The sequence below is a fragment of the Komagataeibacter sp. SM21 genome (genome assembly GCF_041402665.1).
GTDB classification, from domain to species: Bacteria; Pseudomonadota; Alphaproteobacteria; order Acetobacterales; family Acetobacteraceae; genus Komagataeibacter; species Komagataeibacter saccharivorans.
The window spans coordinates 1-921 of the sequence record NZ_JBGLOV010000083.1 but is presented as its reverse complement, the minus strand read 5'-3'; the positions used below and the strand labels follow the sequence as shown (position 1 = coordinate 921).

General features: G+C 57.9%; 1 pseudogene. It reads left to right on the top strand.

Annotated features, from left to right (window positions below):
* Nucleotides 1-268 precede the first annotated feature (268 nt).
* A pseudogene (locus ACBR42_RS17155) lies at nt 269-787 on the top strand (ParB/RepB/Spo0J family partition protein); the annotation flags it as partial.
* Nucleotides 788-921 lie beyond the last annotated feature (134 nt).

Below are 921 nucleotides of genomic sequence, written 5' to 3'. Positions count from 1 at the left end.
AAATGGCGAAACTGATACCTCCCGGAGCGCCTGCCTTATCCACCTGAGGCAAGAAAGCTGCACTTATGTCGAAGTGGCTTGGCAACACTTTCACTCTTCACCTTGAGTTTTTCAACACTATCCCCCCATTGCCGACATTTTTCGGCCGATAATAGGGGATGGGGTGGCGTGAGTGTAGCAGTCAGAGTCAGAGTGCTGCGCGGATTTTCGTGACGGGTTGAGAGGGTAGGAGAGAGGCTCCTGCCCGCCCGTCATGGAGTTTTTCGCCATGGCGACCGCCATTCGCAAAATCACCCTGAGTTCATCCCGCGACATCCCGTTCAACCGGCTGGTGCTGTCGTAATCCAACGTGCGGCGTGTGAAGTCCGGTCTGTCGATCGAGGAACTGGCCCGAGACATCGAGCGTCGCGGGCTGCTGCAGAGCCTGAACGTCCGTCCCGTTCTCGACGACACCGGGGCCGAGACCGGCATTTATGAAGTCCCCGCCGGCGGTCGACGCTTCCGTGCCCTCGAACTGCTGGTGAAGCAGAAGAAACTGGCGAAGACCGCGCCCGTGCCCTGTGTCGTGCGCGAAGCCGGATCGGCCATTCTCGCCGAGGATGACTCTCTGGCCGAGAACGTCCAGCGCTTGGCCCTGCATCCGCTGGACCAGTTCCGCGCCTTTCGTGACATGCTGGAAAAAGGCATGTCCGAAGAGGAAATCGCCGCTGCGTTTTTCGTGACACCTGCTGTTGTCAAACAGCGCCTGCGGCTGATGACCGTGTCCGACAAGTTGCTTGAAATCTATGTGTTGATTTTCACTGAGAACTGCCCCGGGTAGGGCGGAAATTTTCATCGAGATTTGACCCATGCCTCCACACTCCCCGGCATCCTCTTCTGGGGGTGTGAGGAGTGATTGACATGGAGCTTCTGAGTGTGATC